Raw genomic sequence first — 15,395 nt, 5'->3', positions numbered from 1 at the left:
GCACCAAGGCGTTCGCGCGCGAATCCCACAGGAATAATTGGCCCGAAACAAACGTAGGAGCGAGCGCAGCTCGCGATGCGCCGCGCGGGCGGCGCTCGATCTCACAGGCGCTGCATATCTTGTGACAAACACCTGTCAGCCCTAAGGCGATCCCTGTGGGGGCTGGCTTGCCTGCGATGAGGCAGGGGAGGCCAGTAGCGATATCAGCCTGTAATCGGCGCCTGTGAATGCCGGCTCGGGTAATGCTGCTCATACACCTTGCACACCCGCAGCACCTGATCATCGGCAAAGCGCCCGGCCACGACCTGAAGCCCCACCGGCAAGCCTTCGCGGGTGAACCCGCAAGGCACTGATGCTGCGGGTTGTTGGGTCAGGTTGAAGGGGTAGCTGAACGGCGTCCATTCCATCCATTGCGCCATCCCCGACCCAGGCGGCACGTTGTGCCCGGCCTCGAACGCCACCAGCGGCAGCATCGGCGAAACCAGCACGTCATAGCGCTGGTGGAAGGCGTTCATCTTCGCAATCAACTCCGCCCGCGCCTCCAGTGCTTGGGTGTACTGGCTCAGGCTGATGCGAGCCCCCTGTTCGGCAATCCAGCGCAGCCCAGGGTCAAGCAGCGCTCGCTGCTCATCGCTCAACGCACTGGCCAGCCGCGCTGCACCGGCAAACCACAGGGTATTGAACGTTTCCAGCGGGTCGCTGAAGCCGGGGTCCACTTCTTCGACCTGCGCGCCCAGCCGAGCCAGGCGCTGTACCGCTTGCGCCACCAGCGCCTCGATCTGCGGGTCGACCTGCACGTGACCAAAATTGGCACTGTAGGCGATGCGCAGACCATTCAGGTCTTGCTGCTGGCCCAGCCACGGAGCCTGTCGTGGCGCACCGGCCAACCCGTCACGTGGATCGGGGCGGGCGACACAGTCGAGCATCAGCACCGCGTCGTCCACCGTGCGCGTCATCGGCCCCAGGTGCGACAGTACGGTCATGGCACTGGCCGGCCATTGCGGCACATAGCCAAACGTGGGCTTGATGCCGAAGGTGCCGGTAAAGGCGCAGGGTATGCGGATAGAGCCCCCGGCATCGCTGCCCTGGTGCAGTACGCCCAGGTTCAATGCGGCAGCGGCGGCGGCACCACCCGACGAGCCACCGGCAGTCAGCCGTGTGTTCCAGGGGTTACGGGTGATGCCGTACAGCGGGTTGTCGGTTACGCCCTTCCAGCCGAACTCGGGGGTAGTGGTCTTGCCCACCAGGACTGCACCGGCCTCACGCATGAAAGCGCTGAACGGGGCATCGACCTCCCATGGCCCGGCCGCGGACGTGGTGCGGGACCCTTTGCGGGTGGGCATGCCACGGGTCAGGGTCAGGTCCTTGATCGAGGCGGGTAGGCCATCGAGCCGGCCGCAAGGCTCGCCCCGTTGCCAGCGTTGTTCGCTGGCCCGGGCAGCGGCACGGGCGCCTTCGCCGTCGACGTGGCAATAGGCGTTGACCGCCGGGTTGTGCTGGTCGATGCGCGCCAGCACATCGTCGACCACCTCCACAGGCGACAACTGGCGGCGCTGGTACAGTTCGAGCAGTTCGGCAGCGGTGAACTCGCCAATCGCGGTTTTCTGAGGCATTTCAGCGGGCTCCTGGGTTGGCGGCCTGGAACATGGCGCGCAGCAATACGTCGCAACCATCTGCCAGGTCCTGCGGCGCGGCATTTTCGATTTCGTTGTGGCTGATGCCGCCTTCGCACGGTACGAATATCATCCCGGCCGGGCCCAGCTCGGCGAGGAAAATCGCATCGTGGCCGGCACCACTGACAATATCCATGTGGCTCAGGCCCAGCGCACGTGCCCCTTGGCGCACGGCATCCACGCACTGCTCGGCGAAGTACAACGGCGGGAAGTCGGCCGTCGGGGTGAGCTGCCAGGCAAGGCCGTGTGCCGTTGCGCTGGTTTCGATGGCCGTGCGCACTTCACTGACCATGGCAGCGAGGTGCTCTGGGTCGAGGTGGCGCAGGTCGATGGTCATGTGCACCTGGCCGGGGATGACGTTGCGCGAGCCCGGGTGCAGGGTCAGGCAGCCTACCGTGCCGCAGGCATGCGGCTGGTGGGCGTGGGCAACACGGTTGACCGCAGCCACGACCTCGGCGGCACCGACCAGCGCATCCTTGCGCAAGTGCATGGGGGTGGGGCCTGCATGTGCTTCTACACCGGTCAGCACCAGGTCGAACCATTTCTGCCCCAGGCAGCCCTGGACCACGCCGATGGTCGTGCGCTGGTCTTCCAGTATCGGGCCTTGCTCGATGTGCGCTTCGAAGTAGGCACCCACGGCATGCCCGGTAGGTACGCGCGGGCCGGCATAGCCGATGCGCTGCAGCTCGGCACCCACCGACAGGCCCTGGTCATCGACCTTGTCCAGGGTCTGCTGCAGGTCGAACTTACCGGCGAATACCCCAGAACCCATCATGCACGGTGGAAAGCGCGAGCCTTCTTCATTGGTCCACACCACCACCTCCAGCGGCGCTTCGGTGGTCAGCTTCAAGTCGTTGAGGGTACGCATGACTTCGAGGCCGGCCATGACCCCGTAGCAGCCATCGAACTTGCCACCGGTGGGCTGGGTGTCGATGTGGCTGCCGGTCATGACAGGCGGCAGGGCCGGGTTGCGGCCGGGGCGGCGGGCAAAAATGTTGCCGATGGCGTCGACGCTGACGGTGCAGCCGGCTTCTTCGCACCAGCGTACGAACAGGTCGCGGGCCTGGCGGTCGAGGTCGGTCAGGGCCAGGCGGCACACACCGCCCTTGGCGGTGGCGCCCAGTTGGGCCAGGTCCATCAGCGATTGCCAGAGGCGTTCGCGGCTGACCAGTGGGCCTTGGGCAAGCAGGTGCTGCGGGGGATCGATGCGGGTGTTCATGGTTCATCTCTCCTGAAAGTATTGGGTTGCTGGTACCGGCCTCTTCGCGGGCTTGCCCCCTCCCACAGGTCCTGCGTAGTCCTTAGAAGAGGCCGGTACAGAAAAGCAGGTCTGGGTCAGGCACTCAGGGCCAGATAACGGTTCTTGATACTCGGGTCCTCACGGAACTGCGCTGCGCTGCCCTGGTAGGCAACCCGACCCTGCTCCAGCACGTAGTGGCGGTCTGCAAGGGCATCGCAGACCATCAGGTTCTGCTCCACCAGCAGGATCGACAGCCCTTCGTCCTTGATGCGCCGCAGAATCTTCACCAGCTCGTCGACAATCACCGGCGCCAGACCTTCAGTCGGTTCATCGAGGATCAGCAGCTTGGGCCCGTTGAGCAGGGCGCGGGCGATGGCCAGCATCTGCTGCTCGCCGCCGGACAGCGCGAAGCCACCGTTACGGCGCCGCTCCTTCAGCCGCGGAAACATGCTGTACACGTCCTCCAGCTGCCAGCGGCTGGTCGTGCGCACGGCGATCTTCAGGTTCTCCTCGACACTGAGCTGGCGGAAAATGCCGCGGTGCTCTGGCACCAGGGCAATGCCCAGCCGGGCAATGTCGAAGATTTCACGGCCGACCAACTGTTGGCCGTTGAAGCTGATCTGCCCCTGCCGAGGGCGAACGATGCCAAGAATGCTGCGCAAGGTGGTGGTCTTGCCGGCACCGTTGCGCCCAAGCAGTGTGACCAGTTCGCCAGCCTCGACCTTGAGCGATACGCCTTCGAGCACATGGCTCTTGTCGTAGTAGGAATGGATCGAATCGACGTTGAGCATCATGCGGCCTCACCAAGGTAGGCAGTGCGCACGCGTTCGTCGTTGCGCACCTGTTCAGGGGTACCCTCGACCAGGATCTGGCCGTGGCTCATTACTGTGATGCGCTGGCTGATCGACATGACGATGCTCATGTTGTGCTCGATCAACAGCACGGTATGGTCACGGCCCAGGTCGCTGATCAGGTCGGTCATGACCGGGATGTCATCAATGCCCATGCCCGAGGTGGGTTCGTCGAGCATCAGCAGGGTAGGCTTGGCGCAGATGGACATGCCCACTTCCAGCACCCGTTGCTGGCCGTGCGACAGCTCGCCGGCGAGGGTGTTGGCGCGGCCAGTCAGCTGCAGGCGCTCCAGTACCTGGTCGGCGGTGTCCCAGTGGCTGCGCTTGTGCTCGACGCTACGCCAGAAGTTCAGCGCGCCCAGGCCATCGCGGCCCTGGGCCGCCAGGCGCAGGTTCTCGCGTACCGACAGGTTCTGGAACAGGCTGGTGAGCTGAAACGAACGCGCCATGCCCAGTGCCACACGGCCGTGGGACGGCTTGCGGACGATGTCCTGGCCAGTGAACAGGATCTTGCCGGCGGTGGCCTGGCGCTCACCTGTCAGGCAGTGGAACAGGCTGGTCTTGCCGGCGCCGTTGGGCCCGATAACGGTGTGAATGGTGCCGGCGCGCACGTTGAGGTCCACGCCCGCGACCGCCTTGAACGGCCCGTATGCCAGCTCCAGCTGGCGGGTTTGCAGGAGGTAGTCGCTCATCACAAGGTCTCCTTGGTCTTGGCCTGGGGTTTGTCGTGGGAGGCACGGCTAGCGAGCAGGCGCTTGGCCAGTTCGGCCAGGCCGCCCCACAGGCCACCGCGCATGAACACCACGACCAGGATCAGGATCACCCCCAGCAGCATCAGCCAGCGTGGCCACAGTTCGGACAGCACATCGCCCAGCAGCACGATGGCACCGGCCCCCAGCAGCGAGCCGAACAGCGAGCCGGTACCGCCGACAATGGTCATGATCAGAATGTTCTCGCTCATCATCAGGTCGATGTTCGACAGCGGCGCAAAATGCAGCAGCATGGCGTACAGCGCCCCGGCAATCCCGGTGATGGCGCCCGACAGCATGAACACCAGGATCTTGAAATGGCGGGTGTCATAGCCGATGGCAGCAGCGCGGGTCTCGTTCTCGCGGATGGCCAGCAGGGTGCTGCCGAACGGCGAGCGAATGACCCGCAGGGCGCCGGCGAAGATCAGCAGGAACAGCACGGCGACAAACACATAGAAGTGCCGCGGGTCGGCCAGGTCGACCAGCACATGGCCGGCGATCTCGATGTTCGGCCGTGGTACTTCGAGCAGGCCGTTGTCGCCGCCGGTCCAGCCACTGAGGGTATAGGCCAGGAAGTAGGCCATCTGGCTGAAGGCCAAGGTCAGCATGACGAAGTAGATGCCCGTGCGGCGTATGGCCAGGGCGCCCACCAGCAGCGCGAGGAAGGCGCCGAATACAGCGGCGCCAAGCAGCGCAGCGAACATGCCCCACTGCAGGTGGATCATCAGCAATGCCGCACCATAGGCGCCCACACCAAAGAAGATGCCTTGGCCGAACGACAGCAGGCCGGTGTAGCCCAGCAACAGGTTGCAGGCCAGCGCGGCCAGGGCAAAGATCAGGATTTCAGTGGCCAGGGTGGCCGATGGCAGCAGCAACGGCAGCGCCACCAGGCTGACGACTACCAGCAACAGCAGTGCCGGGGCACGGCCCCTGGCGACTGGCAAAGGGTTTTTTTCACTCATCTCAGGCTCTCCCGAACAGGCCATACGGACGCACCAGGATCACCGCCGCCATGGCGCCGTAGATCATCAGGCTGGCGCCTTGTGGCCACAGGCTGGTCATCATGCTTTGCACCACACCCACCAACAGGCCGCCGACCAGCGCACCGCCAAACGAGCCCATGCCGCCGATCACCACCACCACGAAGGCGATGCCGAGGATTTCCGGGCCGACGAAGGGCTGGGCACCGCGCAGCGGCGCGAACAGCACACCGGCCACGCCGGCCAGGCCTACGCCCAGGGCGAATGTCAGGGAGAACAGGCGGAAGATATTGGTACCCAGCAGCGACACGGTTTCGGTGCTCTCGCTGCCGGCCCGCACCAGGGCGCCGAAGCGGGTGCGTTCCAGCAGCAGCCACAGGCCAACGCCGATCAGTGCGGCAAAACCGATCAGGAACAGGCGGTAGTACGGGTAGATGAAGTCACCCAGGATCAACACCCCGCGCAGCTCGGGCGGCACGGCGATGTTCTTGCCTACCGGGCCCCAGATCAGCACCGAGGCTTCCTGGATGATCAGGGCGATGCCAAGGGTAACGAGGATCTGGAAGGTGTGTGGCAGGTGATAGATGCGTTTGATCAGCAGGCGCTCGACCGCCCAGGCCAGGGCGGCCACCACCAGAGGGGCGATCAGCAGCGCCAGCCAGAAGCTGCCGGTGATGGCCACGGCGGTGTAGCACAGGTAGGCGCCAAGCAGAAAGAACGCACCATGGGCGAAGTTGACGAAGTTGAGCAAGCCGAAAATGATCGTCAGGCCTACGGCGATGAGGAAGTAGATCATCCCCAGGCCCAGGCCGTTGAGCAGTTGGAACAGGTACAAATCGAGCATGAGCGTGCCCTCGACAGCGCGCGGCGCGGCTGCCTGTACGAGTGTGAGTGACTAACGCCGCGGCTTCAGGCCAAGGCGCAACCGGTGTGGTCGGGCTCGACGAACGAGCGGCCCGAGCTGATGACCTCGGCCAGGTCGTCTTCATCGCGCATCTGCCCTTGGGGCTTGCCGCGCAGCAGGTAGTAATCCTTGAGCACCTGGTGGTCGCCCGGGCGGATCAGCTCGTCGCCGGTCGGCCCCTGGAAACGCATGCCCTGCAGTGCTGCAGAGACGGCGGCCCCGTCCAGGCTGCCGGCCTTGACGATGGCTTCGAGCATGACCTTGGTGCCGATGTAGTCGGCGGCCAGCGGGTAGTTGGGGTTGATGCCGTAGGCCTTGCGGGTGGCGGCAACCAGTTGCTGGTTCAGCGGCGTATCCACCTGGTGCCAGTACTGCGCGCCCAGGTACACGCCTTCGAGCACGTCGCTGCCCAGCTCCTGGAACTGGTCGAGGCCGGCTGACCACACCATCAGCACTTTCATACGGTCCTTGATGCCGAAGTTGACCGCCTGGCGCAGCGCGTTGGAGGCCTGGCTGCCGAAGTTGAGCAGCACCAGCACGTCGGGTTTGGCCGCGATGGCATTGGTGAGGTAACCCGAGAATTCCTGCTCTTGCAGCGAGTGATAGCTGTTGCCGATATGTTCCACGCCCTGCTCGGCGAATACTTTGCGGGCGTTGTCCAGCAGCGCGTCGCCGAACACGTATTGCGGGGTGATGGTGTACCAGCGCTTGGCCTGCGGGAGTTGGCGAATCATCGGCACCAGGGTTTCGCGGATGGCGCCGTAGGTCGGCACCGACCAGCGGAAGGTCGAGGCGTTGCAGTCCTTGCCGGTGATTTCGTCGGCGCCCACCGGGGTCATGAACACGCCACCGGCCTTGTGTATTTCCTTGGAAACCGCCAGCGCCGAAGACGACAGGGTGCAGCCCTGGAAGAAGCGGGCGCCATCCTGGCCAATGGCTTCCTGTACCTTACGCACGGCCTTACCGGCGTTGCCTTCGGTGTCGATGACTTTGTACTTGAGCGGGCGCCCCAGCAACTGCGGGTATTCGGCGATGGCCAGGCGCGAGCCCATGTCGGCGTACTTGCCGTAGCTGGCGAAGGCACCCGACACGGACTTGAGCCCATAGAAGGTCAACGGTTGATCGGCGAATGCCCGGTGTGCTCCCAAGGGGAGGCTACCGAAGGCACCCAGGGCAAGGCCTGCCTTGAGCAGGGTACGTCTTTGCATGGGTAACTCCTTGGTTGTGGTTATTAGGCAGGAGTGGCAATGACAAAGCGGGTACGGACGGGCCTGTGAGCAGGCCTCTTTCCAGGCGGATCAGTGGTGGTGGTTGAACTCCAGCAGGAAGTGGCGGGCGACCTCGCCCTCCAGTGCGGTCATGTGGTGTTCGGCGTCGCACATGTGCTCGTGCATCAGCCGGCGTACGCTGGGCTCGTCACTGGCGCGCAGGGCGCTCAGCAGTTGTTTGTGGTAGTCGATGTTGGCTGCGGCGAACTGCTGGCGCTTGGGCAGGTAGGCTTTTTTCAGCACCACCAGGTCGCGCAGCAGGTCGTTGAGGAACACCGCCATGAAGCGCAGCAACGGGTTGGGGCAGCGGTGGGCCAGCAGGGTGTGGAACTCCAGCTCCGCCAGGCGCTGTTCGCGCTGGCCCTCTTCGCTGTCTTCCGGCGCACTGCAGAAATCGATGTTGGCCTCAAGCGCGGCATAGTCCGCTTCGCTCAGCTGGCCCATTACCGACACTGCCAACTCGACCTCGATGACTTTGCGCAGCTGGTACACCTGCTCGCCGTCCAGGTGCTGAAAGTGCAGGTAGTTGCGCAGCGCTCGGCTGGCGGGCTCGGTGCCGACCTCGGCCAGGTAGGCACCCCCGGCAGGACCGGTGCGGGTGCTGACCAGGCCTTCGACCTCAAGTGCCTTGAGTGCCTCGCGGGCAGTGCCCTTGGAGCACTCGAAGTGTTCCATCAGCTCACGCTCGGTGGGCAGGCGGTCGCCGGGGTGCAGCGCTTCGGTGACGATTGAGCGCTTGACCGATTCGACGATCACATCCGACAGCTTTTGGCGCTTGCGTTTGGGTTTGAGCATTTCGCTATTTTTCATATTTATGCGGATAAATAGGATTTAGCGAGTTTTGCCGGGCTGGGTCAATGCTGGAGGAGGGGGAGGGGTCGTATTTGGTGTGAAAGGGTCGGGGAGGGATATGTGAAGCGGTGAATTGACTGCAGACCCTGTGGTGCGGGTAAACCCGCTCCCACAGGGCTCTTTGTTCAGCCTTGGCGGCCGGGACCTTGCTGCAGGTGGGCCTGGCTGCAATACCACTCGTTGCCCTGCTGCAGCGCCCGATCATTGGGCAGGTGCACGCCGCAATGGGCGCAGCGCACCATCGTCAGTGGCGCATCGAGCTTGGCTTCGGGGCGCGACTGCTGGCTGATTTTGAATTTGCGCCACAGCCAGAACGCGGCGGCGATCAGGGCGATCCAGAAAAGTAGGCGAACCATGGTGTCCAGCTTGTTGATGGAAGAAGCCGACAGTCTAGGATGCAGCCGACAAAAAAGGGAGGCCCAAGGCCTCCCTTTCATTTACCGCGGTCGGTCAATCGAACAGACCAAAGGTCATGTAGCTGAACCAGGAGCGGTCTTTCTCGGCCTCTTTCGGGCCCTCGGGCACGATCGGGTCGCCGTTTTCATCCTTGGGCAGCAGCTCTTGCGGCATCTCGTCGCGCGCGTCCTGGAACTGCTTGACCACGTCCTGGTTGGCGCGGGTTTCACCCGGCGGCAGCGGCGTGTCGGTCTCGATCAGGCCCAGGGTGGCCTTGGACAGCCAGCCGCGGCCGTCAGACTCGGTCTGCTTGGGCTGGAACTCGCCATCGACCAGGCTTGGGTGGTCTGGGTAGTTGAGCTTGAGGGTTTCCAGGCTGGTGGCGGCCAGTTCGTCCAGGTGCATCTTCTGGTACGACTCGACCATTACCGCCAGGCCGTCGCCGACCGAGGGGGTTTCCTGAAAGTTCTCGACCACGTAGCGGCCACGGTTGGCGGCAGCTACGTAAGCCTGGCGGCTCAGGTAGTAGTCGGCCACGTGGATTTCGTACGACGCCAGCAGGTTGCGCAGGTAGATCATGCGCTGCTTGGCATCGGGCGCGTAGCGGCTGTTGGGGAAGCGGCTGGTCAGCTGGGCGAACTCGTTGTACGAGTCGCGGGCAGCACCCGGGTCACGCTTGGTCATGTCCAGCGGCAGGAAGCGCGCCAGCAGGCCACGGTCCTGGTCGAACGAGGTCAGGCCCTTGAGGTAGTAGGCGTAGTCCACGTTCGGGTGCTGCGGGTGCAGGCGAATGAAGCGCTCGGCAGCCGACTTGGCAGCCTCGGGCTCGGCGTTCTTGTAGTTGGCGTAGATCAGCTCGAGCTGCGCCTGGTCGGCATAGCGGCCGAACGGGTAGCGCGACTCCAGGGCCTTGAGCTTGTTCACGGCGCTGGTGTAGCTGGAGTTGTCCAGATCAGCCTGGGCCTGCTGGTACAGCTCGGCCTCGCTGAGGTTCTCGTCGATGACTTCCTTATTCGAGGAACAGGCCGCGGTGAGCCCAAGGATGGCGATCAGCAGCAGGTGTTTCACTTGCATGGCGGCTTGCGTCCCTTTGACGGCCGCTGTTTTGGGCGGTGCCGTCCTGTTATGATGAGCGCCCCGGCCAACCCCGGGACAAAAGAAGCCGTATTTAACCACAAGCTCGCAGCCGAAACCAAAGGCTGTGCGCCCGCCGAATCGAGCATGTCCGAGATCATTCAACTTAGCGCAGAGGTCCCGTCCGAATTGGGCGGCCAACGCCTCGACCAGGTCGCCGCCCAATTGTTCGCCGAGTACTCGCGTTCGCGGCTAACTTCGTGGATCAAAGAGGGCCGCCTGACGGTCGATGGTGCCGTCGTGCGCCCTCGCGACCTCGTTCACGGTGGCTCCCAGCTTGCCCTGCAGGCCGAACAGGAAGCCCAGGGTGAGTGGGTAGCAGAAGATATCGAACTGGATATCGTCTACGAAGACGACCACATCATGGTCATCAACAAGCCCGCCGGGCTGGTCGTGCACCCGGCTGCCGGGCACGCCAGCGGCACCCTGCTCAATGCGCTGCTGCACCACGTGCCAGACATCGTCAACGTGCCGCGTGCCGGTATCGTTCACCGCCTGGACAAGGACACCACCGGGCTGATGGTGGTGGCCAAGACCCTGCAGGCGCAGACCAAGCTGGTCGAGCAGATGCAGGCGCGCAAGGTCAGCCGCATTTATGAGTGCATCGTCATCGGCGTGGTCACCGCCGGTGGCAAGATCGACGCCCCGATCGGTCGCCACGGCGGCATGCGCCAGCGCATGGCGGTCACCGACGGCGGCAAGCCAGCCGTCAGCCACTACCGGGTGCTCAAGCGCTTCCGCTCGCACACCCATGTACGGGTCAAGCTGGAAACCGGCCGCACCCACCAGATCCGCGTGCACATGGCCCATGTGGGCTTTCCGCTGGTCGGCGACCAGACCTACGGTGGCCGCTTCCGCATTCCGCCGGCTGCCAGCCCAACCATGGTCGAGGCAGTGAAAAGCTTCCCGCGCCAGGCGCTGCACGCGCGGTTCCTTGCCCTGGCCCACCCGATCACCGGTGAAGTCATGAAGTGGGAGTCGCCACTGCCCGACGACTTCGTCTGGTTGCTGTCGCTGCTCAACCAGGACCGTGAGAGCTTCATCGGATGAGTGACCTGGCGCAGACGCTGCTGTTTCCCGACTGGCCAGCCCCGGCCTCGGTACGCGCCTGTGTCACCACCCGTCAGGGCGGTGTGAGCCTGCCGCCCTACGCCACGTTCAACCTGGGTGACCATGTGGGGGATGACCCTGCCGCGGTTGCCGAAAACCGTCGCCGCCTGCGCGAGCAGTTCGCCATCCAGCCAGCCTGGCTCAAGCAGGTGCATGGGCTGGAGGTGGCGGATGCCAACCCGGCCGTGGTAGCCGAGGCCGATGCCAGCTGCACCAGCCAGCCCGGCATTGCCTGCACCGTGATGACGGCCGACTGCCTGCCTGTACTGTTCTGTGACCGTGCGGGCACCCGCGTGGCGGCGGCGCATGCGGGCTGGCGCGGGCTGGCGGGTGGCGTGCTGGAAGCCACCCTCGACCGCCTGGCGCTGGCGCCCCAGGAGGTGCTGGTGTGGCTGGGGCCGGCGATCGGGCCCAAGGCTTTCGAAGTGGGGCTGGAAGTGCGCGATGCCTTTACTGCCGTGCACCCTGAAGCCGCCCGGGCTTTTGTCGAGGGCGAGCGGCCAGGCAAGCTGATGGCAGACATCTACGAATTGGCGCGCATTCGCCTGGCGGCCCGTGGGGTATCGGCTGTTTATGGCGGTGGCTGGTGCACGGTCAGTGACGAGCGGTTTTTCTCCTACCGCCGTACGCCGCAGGGTGGCCGCTTCGCTTCGCTGGTGTGGTTGCAGCCGCTCTAGCCTTGATGGGCACCGCCTGCCCCAAGCGCTAATCCAACCCGTTGATCCCGGTCAACCCCGCTACGCTTGAATCTTCCAGAATCAGCCCTATCTATAAAGGCATCTCAGGCAGGTTTCTTTATAAACAGGCGCTGTCCATCGCTCCGACCTGCCCTTTAAAGGAAGGTACACCATGCGAATAGACCGTTTGACCAGCAAGCTGCAACTTGCAATATCCGATGCCCAATCCCTGGCCGTAGGCATGGACCACCCTGCCATCGAGCCCGTGCACCTGTTGCAGGCATTGCTCGAACAGCAGGGCGGCTCGATCAAGCCACTGCTGATGCAAGTGGGCTTCGATATCAATAGCCTGCGCCAGGCACTGGTGAAAGAACTCGACCAGCTGCCGAAAATCCAGAACCCCACCGGCGACGTGAACATGTCGCAGGACCTGGCGCGCCTGCTCAACCAGGCCGACCGCCTGGCCCAGCAAAAGGGCGACCAGTTCATTTCCAGCGAGCTGGTGTTGCTGGCCGCCATGGACGAGAACAGCAAGCTGGGCAAGTTGCTGCTCAGCCAGGGTGTCAGCAAAAAGGCCCTGGAGAATGCCATCAACAACCTGCGCGGTGGCGCGGCGGTGAATGACGCCAACGCCGAAGAGTCACGCCAGGCGCTGGACAAGTACACCGTCGACCTCACCAAGCGTGCCGAAGAAGGCAAGCTGGACCCGGTCATTGGCCGCGACGACGAAATCCGCCGTACGGTGCAGGTGCTGCAACGCCGTACCAAGAACAACCCGGTGCTGATCGGCGAACCCGGCGTGGGCAAGACCGCCATCGCCGAGGGCCTGGCCCAGCGCATCATCGATGGCGAAGTGCCCGACGGCCTGAAAGGCAAACGCCTGCTGGCGCTGGACATGGGCGCGCTGATTGCGGGTGCCAAGTACCGCGGTGAGTTCGAGGAGCGCCTGAAAGGGCTGCTGAACGAGCTGTCCAAGCAGGAAGGCCAGATCATCCTGTTCATCGACGAACTGCACACCATGGTTGGCGCCGGCAAGGGCGAGGGTGCCATGGACGCAGGCAACATGCTCAAGCCGGCCCTGGCCCGTGGCGAACTGCACTGCGTGGGCGCCACTACGCTGAACGAGTACCGCCAGTTCATCGAGAAAGACGCCGCCCTGGAGCGCCGCTTCCAGAAAGTGCTGGTAGAGGAACCGAGCGAAGAAGACACCATCGCCATCCTGCGTGGCCTGAAAGAACGCTATGAAGTGCACCACAAGGTGGCCATCACCGACGGTGCCATTATCGCTGCGGCCAAACTCAGCCACCGCTACATCACCGACCGTCAGTTGCCGGACAAGGCCATTGACCTGATCGACGAAGCGGCCAGCCGCATCCGCATGGAGATCGACTCCAAGCCGGAAGTGCTCGACCGCCTCGATCGCCGCCTGATCCAGTTGAAAGTGGAATCGCAGGCGCTGAAGAAGGAAGAAGACGAGGCAGCGAAAAAGCGCCTGGAGAAGCTGACCGAAGAAATCGAACGGCTGGAGCGCGAGTATTCCGACCTGGAAGAAATCTGGGCTTCGGAGAAAGCCGAAGTACAGGGCTCGGCGCAGATCCAGCAAAAGATCGAGCAGGCCCGCCAGGAGCTGGAAGCTGCCCGCCGCAAGGGCGACCTGAGCCGCATGGCCGAGCTGCAGTACGGGGTAATCCCGGACCTGGAGCGCAGCCTGCAGATGGTCGACCAGCACGGCAAGACCGAGAACCAGTTGCTGCGCAACAAGGTGACCGAGGAAGAGATTGCCGAGGTGGTGTCGAAGTGGACCGGTATTCCGGTATCCAAGATGCTGGAGGGCGAGCGCGAAAAACTGCTGAAAATGGAAGCGTTGCTGCACCAGCGCGTGATCGGGCAGGGCGAAGCGGTAACCGCCGTGGCCAACGCTGTGCGCCGCTCACGTGCCGGGTTGTCCGACCCCAACCGGCCAAGTGGTTCGTTCCTGTTCCTGGGCCCTACCGGTGTGGGCAAGACCGAGCTGTGCAAGGCACTGGCCGAGTTCCTGTTCGACACTGAAGAGGCCATGGTCCGCATCGACATGTCCGAATTCATGGAGAAACACTCCGTGGCTCGCCTGATTGGTGCGCCACCCGGGTACGTAGGGTACGAAGAGGGCGGTTACCTGACCGAGGCGGTACGGCGCAAGCCCTACTCGGTGGTGCTGCTGGACGAGGTGGAGAAGGCCCACCCGGATGTGTTCAACGTGTTGCTGCAGGTGCTGGAAGACGGCCGCCTGACCGACAGCCACGGGCGCACCGTGGACTTCCGCAATACGGTGATCGTGATGACCTCCAACCTGGGCTCGGCACAGATCCAGGAGCTGGTCGGCGACCGCGAGGCACAGCGTGCGGCAGTGATGGACGCAGTAGGGGCGCACTTCCGTCCGGAGTTCATCAACCGTATCGACGAAGTGGTGGTGTTCGAGCCGCTGGGCCGCGAGCAGATCGCCGGCATTACCGAGATACAGCTGGGCCGCCTGCGCAGCCGCCTGCTGGAGCGCGAGTTGTCGCTGAGCCTGAGCCCGGAAGCGTTGGACAAGCTGATCGCCGTGGGTTACGACCCTGTCTACGGTGCCCGCCCGCTGAAACGGGCGATCCAGCGCTGGATCGAAAACCCGCTGGCGCAATTGATCCTGGCAGGCAAGTTCATGCCGGGTACCGCGATCACTGCCAAGGTGGAGGGCGACGAAATCGTCTTTGGCTGACCTGCTTCACCATGAGCCCCGCGTTTGCGGGGCTTTTTTTTTGCCTGGCTGCCTGCGCTGGCCTGTTAGGGGGTCATGCGTTTACCTGCAGCCTTGAAGCCTGCGCATAACCCTGGAGGAGCGGGTTCACCCGCGAAGAAGCCGGCACCGCCCCAGCAAATTCGGGCTTTCCCAGCCTGTCTGGATAACCTGCTGAAATTTTTGAAATTTTTGCTTGCATCAAAAAACGAGTGCCCCTAATATACGCCGCGTTGTCAGGCACTAAGCGAATCATCAGCAGTAACGATGGCCGCAAAACAACTTACAAATCAGTAAGTTGAATGAAAAAAAGTGGTTGACAAGCAAAACGAAGAATGTAGAATAGCCGGCCTCAGCAGCTACAACGCGAAAGCAGCGAAGCTCAAGAGTCCGAAGCGAACACAGTCTTCGGAGTAGCAAATCGGAAAGTAGTACCGAAGTTCAGTTCCGCGATAGCTCAGTCGGTAGAGCAAATGACTGTTAATCATTGGGTCCCTGGTTCGAGTCCAGGTCGCGGAGCCATCTCGGGGTGTAGCGCAGTCCGGTAGCGCGCCTGCTTTGGGAGCAGGATGTCAGGAGTTCGAATCCCCTCACCCCGACCATTTTCCGGGTCGTTAGCTCAGTTGGTAGAGCAGTTGGCTTTTAACCAATTGGTCGTAGGTTCGAATCCTACACGACCCACCATGTAAAGAAGGGCATCTCAAAGAGATGCCCTTTTTTTTGAAAGACCTCGGGGTGTAGCGCAGTCCGGTAGCGCGCCTGCTTTGGGAGCAGGATGTCAGGAGTTCGAATCCCCTCACCCCGAC

Annotated in this window: 13 protein-coding genes and 4 tRNA genes; 7 read left to right on the top strand and 10 right to left on the bottom strand. The window is 63.4% G+C overall.

Annotated features, from left to right (window positions below):
- Nucleotides 1-203: 203 nt before the first annotated feature.
- The 10 genes from QME24_RS23695 to QME24_RS23650 all read right to left on the bottom strand — a co-directional run bounded on the left by QME24_RS23695 (nt 204) and on the right by QME24_RS23650 (nt 9,987).
- On the bottom strand, nt 204-1,613 hold the full coding sequence (locus QME24_RS23695; protein WP_192441609.1) for an amidase: 1,410 nt from the start codon (nt 1,611-1,613) through the stop codon (nt 204-206).
- Nucleotide 1,614: 1 nt separating this feature from the next.
- Nucleotides 1,615-2,892, bottom strand: coding sequence for a Zn-dependent hydrolase (locus QME24_RS23690; RefSeq protein ID WP_054903872.1), 1,278 nt, complete (start codon nt 2,890-2,892; stop codon nt 1,615-1,617).
- A 116-nt stretch (nt 2,893-3,008) separates the two neighbouring features.
- Entirely contained in the window at nt 3,009-3,704 is a 696-nt protein-coding gene (locus QME24_RS23685; protein WP_054903873.1) for an ABC transporter ATP-binding protein, read from the bottom strand.
- Nucleotides 3,704-4,456, bottom strand: coding sequence for an ABC transporter ATP-binding protein (locus QME24_RS23680; protein WP_280091721.1), 753 nt, complete (start codon nt 4,454-4,456; stop codon nt 3,704-3,706). The genes QME24_RS23685 and QME24_RS23680 overlap by 1 nt, the downstream gene beginning before the upstream one ends.
- The gene (locus QME24_RS23675) at nt 4,456-5,475 is read right to left on the bottom strand and encodes a branched-chain amino acid ABC transporter permease (protein WP_280091720.1); all 1,020 of its coding nucleotides are present in this window, start codon (nt 5,473-5,475) and stop codon (nt 4,456-4,458) included. The genes QME24_RS23680 and QME24_RS23675 overlap by 1 nt, the downstream gene beginning before the upstream one ends.
- Nucleotide 5,476: 1 nt before the next feature.
- A complete protein-coding gene (locus QME24_RS23670) occupies nt 5,477-6,337 on the bottom strand; it encodes a branched-chain amino acid ABC transporter permease (protein ID WP_029887332.1) in 861 nt (286 codons plus the stop codon).
- Between the two features lie 65 nt (nt 6,338-6,402).
- Nucleotides 6,403-7,605: an ABC transporter substrate-binding protein gene (locus QME24_RS23665; protein WP_280091719.1), complete on the bottom strand. Its 1,203-nt coding sequence runs from the start codon at nt 7,603-7,605 to the stop codon at nt 6,403-6,405.
- A gap of 90 nt (nt 7,606-7,695) precedes the next feature.
- A complete protein-coding gene (locus tag QME24_RS23660; protein WP_029887330.1) occupies nt 7,696-8,460 on the bottom strand; it encodes an FCD domain-containing protein in 765 nt (254 codons plus the stop codon).
- Nucleotides 8,461-8,642: 182 nt separating this feature from the next.
- The gene (locus QME24_RS23655; RefSeq protein ID WP_029887329.1) at nt 8,643-8,873 is read right to left on the bottom strand and encodes a PP0621 family protein; all 231 of its coding nucleotides are present in this window, start codon (nt 8,871-8,873) and stop codon (nt 8,643-8,645) included.
- Nucleotides 8,874-8,967: 94 nt separating this feature from the next.
- Nucleotides 8,968-9,987, bottom strand: coding sequence for an outer membrane protein assembly factor BamD (locus QME24_RS23650; protein ID WP_009683008.1), 1,020 nt, complete (start codon nt 9,985-9,987; stop codon nt 8,968-8,970).
- Nucleotides 9,988-10,134: 147 nt separating this feature from the next.
- On the opposite strand from QME24_RS23650, the gene rluD reads away from it, so the two are divergent.
- The 7 genes from rluD to QME24_RS23615 all read left to right on the top strand — a co-directional run bounded on the left by rluD (nt 10,135) and on the right by QME24_RS23615 (nt 15,394).
- Nucleotides 10,135-11,097, top strand: a complete 963-nt coding sequence (gene rluD, locus QME24_RS23645) for a 23S rRNA pseudouridine(1911/1915/1917) synthase RluD (RefSeq protein ID WP_009683007.1) — start codon at nt 10,135-10,137, stop codon at nt 11,095-11,097.
- Nucleotides 11,094-11,834 (top strand): peptidoglycan editing factor PgeF, encoded by a 741-nt coding sequence (gene pgeF / locus QME24_RS23640; protein ID WP_009683006.1) that lies wholly within the window; start codon nt 11,094-11,096, stop codon nt 11,832-11,834. Before rluD ends, pgeF begins: the two co-directional genes overlap by 4 nt.
- A gap of 172 nt (nt 11,835-12,006) precedes the next feature.
- The gene (gene clpB, locus QME24_RS23635; protein WP_280091718.1) at nt 12,007-14,571 is read left to right on the top strand and encodes an ATP-dependent chaperone ClpB; all 2,565 of its coding nucleotides are present in this window, start codon (nt 12,007-12,009) and stop codon (nt 14,569-14,571) included.
- 464 nt (nt 14,572-15,035) lie between these two features.
- Nucleotides 15,036-15,111: transfer RNA gene (locus QME24_RS23630), tRNA-Asn, on the top strand.
- 3 nt (nt 15,112-15,114) lie between these two features.
- Nucleotides 15,115-15,191: transfer RNA gene (locus QME24_RS23625), tRNA-Pro, on the top strand.
- A 6-nt stretch (nt 15,192-15,197) separates the two neighbouring features.
- Nucleotides 15,198-15,273: transfer RNA gene (locus tag QME24_RS23620), tRNA-Lys, on the top strand.
- 47 nt (nt 15,274-15,320) lie between these two features.
- Nucleotides 15,321-15,394, top strand: a tRNA-Pro gene (locus QME24_RS23615).
- The last annotated feature ends 1 nt before the right edge of the window (nt 15,395 follow it).

It is taken from the genome of Pseudomonas sp. PARCl1 (assembly GCF_947311875.1).
GTDB classification, from domain to species: Bacteria; Pseudomonadota; Gammaproteobacteria; order Pseudomonadales; family Pseudomonadaceae; genus Aquipseudomonas; species Aquipseudomonas juntendi.
Note: the sequence above shows the minus strand (reverse complement) of the source record. Positions and strands in the feature narration are given on the sequence as shown.

Coding starts and splice junctions, on each gene's coding strand:
- QME24_RS23685 (WP_054903873.1), bottom strand. CDS start 3,704: ATGCTCAACGTCGATTCGATCCATTCCTACTACGACAAGAGCCATGTG.
- QME24_RS23655 (WP_029887329.1), bottom strand. CDS start 8,873: ATGGTTCGCCTACTTTTCTGGATCGCCCTGATCGCCGCCGCGTTCTGG.
- QME24_RS23665 (WP_280091719.1), bottom strand. CDS start 7,605: ATGCAAAGACGTACCCTGCTCAAGGCAGGCCTTGCCCTGGGTGCCTTC.
- QME24_RS23695 (WP_192441609.1), bottom strand. CDS start 1,613: ATGCCTCAGAAAACCGCGATTGGCGAGTTCACCGCTGCCGAACTGCTC.
- QME24_RS23660 (WP_029887330.1), bottom strand. CDS start 8,460: ATGCTCAAACCCAAACGCAAGCGCCAAAAGCTGTCGGATGTGATCGTC.
- rluD (WP_009683007.1), top strand. CDS start 10,135: ATGTCCGAGATCATTCAACTTAGCGCAGAGGTCCCGTCCGAATTGGGC.
- clpB (WP_280091718.1), top strand. CDS start 12,007: ATGCGAATAGACCGTTTGACCAGCAAGCTGCAACTTGCAATATCCGAT.
- QME24_RS23650 (WP_009683008.1), bottom strand. CDS start 9,987: ATGCAAGTGAAACACCTGCTGCTGATCGCCATCCTTGGGCTCACCGCG.
- QME24_RS23670 (WP_029887332.1), bottom strand. CDS start 6,337: ATGCTCGATTTGTACCTGTTCCAACTGCTCAACGGCCTGGGCCTGGGG.
- QME24_RS23690 (WP_054903872.1), bottom strand. CDS start 2,892: ATGAACACCCGCATCGATCCCCCGCAGCACCTGCTTGCCCAAGGCCCA.
- QME24_RS23675 (WP_280091720.1), bottom strand. CDS start 5,475: ATGAGTGAAAAAAACCCTTTGCCAGTCGCCAGGGGCCGTGCCCCGGCA.
- QME24_RS23680 (WP_280091721.1), bottom strand. CDS start 4,456: ATGAGCGACTACCTCCTGCAAACCCGCCAGCTGGAGCTGGCATACGGG.
- pgeF (WP_009683006.1), top strand. CDS start 11,094: ATGAGTGACCTGGCGCAGACGCTGCTGTTTCCCGACTGGCCAGCCCCG.